Raw genomic sequence first — 1,187 nt, forward strand, 5'->3', positions numbered from 1 at the left:
ATAAACTGGAGGAAGGTGGGGATGACGTCAAGTCATCATGGCCCTTACGACCAGGGCTACACACGTGCTACAATGGCGCATACAAAGAGAAGCAAACTCGCGAGAGCAAGCGGACCTCATAAAGTGCGTCGTAGTCCGGATTGGAGTCTGCAACTCGACTCCATGAAGTCGGAATCGCTAGTAATCGTGAATCAGAATGTCACGGTGAATACGTTCCCGGGCCTTGTACACACCGCCCGTCACACCATGGGAGTGGGTTGCAAAAGAAGTAGGTAGCTTAACCTTCGGGAGGGCGCTTACCACTTTGTGATTCATGACTGGGGTGAAGTCGTAACAAGGTAACCGTAGGGGAACCTGCGGTTGGATCACCTCCTTACCTTAAAGAACCTTTCCCTGCAGTGTCCACACAGATTGTCTGATGAAAAGTAAATAGCAAGGCGTCTTGCGAGTGAGACTTTGTGTCCCCTTCGTCTAGAGGCCCAGGACACCGCCCTTTCACGGCGGTAACAGGGGTTCGAATCCCCTAGGGGACGCCACTTGCTGGTCTGTGAGTGAAAGTCACCTGCCGATGTATCTCAAACCTGATTCCTGAAACAGTGAGTCATGTCTGAGATATTTGCTCTTTAAAAATCTGGATCAAGCTGAAAATTGAAACACAGAACAATGCGAATTGTTCCGTGAGTCTCTCAAATTTTCGCAATCAGAGATGTTTTACGAAACATCTTCGGGTTGTGAGGTTAAGCGACTAAGCGTACACGGTGGATGCCCTGGCAGTCAGAGGCGATGAAGGACGTGCTAATCTGCGAAAAGCGCCGGTAAGGTGATATGAACCGTTACAGCCGGCGATGTCCGAATGGGGAAACCCAGTGCAATCCGTTGCACTATCACAGCATGAATACATAGTGCTGTGAGGCGAACCGGGGGAACTGAAACATCTAAGTACCCCGAGGAAAAGAAATCAACCGAGATTCCCCCAGTAGCGGCGAGCGAACGGGGAACAGCCCAGAGCCTGAATCAGCCTGAGTGTTAGTGGAAGCGTCTGGAAAGTCGCGCGATACAGGGTGACAGCCCCGTACACAAAAGCACTCTGGTTGTGAGCTCGATGAGTAGGGCGGGACACGTGGTATCCTGTCTGAATATGGGGGGACCATCCTCCAAGGCTAAATACTCCTGACTGACCGATAGTG

1 tRNA gene and 2 rRNA genes are annotated in these 1,187 nt (G+C 51.2%); all 3 read left to right on the top strand.

The features are described 5' to 3' along the window. A 16S ribosomal RNA gene (locus ABIC80_RS24500) occupies nucleotides 1-376 on the top strand; the annotation flags it as partial. A gap of 84 nt (nucleotides 377-460) precedes the next feature. After that, nucleotides 461-536: transfer RNA gene (locus ABIC80_RS24505), tRNA-Glu, on the top strand. A gap of 199 nt (nucleotides 537-735) precedes the next feature. Continuing rightward, nucleotides 736-1,187: ribosomal RNA gene (locus ABIC80_RS24510) — 23S ribosomal RNA — on the top strand; the annotation flags it as partial.

This window comes from Kosakonia sp. 1610, assembly GCF_050435845.1.
GTDB lineage: Bacteria > Pseudomonadota > Gammaproteobacteria > Enterobacterales > Enterobacteriaceae > Kosakonia > Kosakonia cowanii.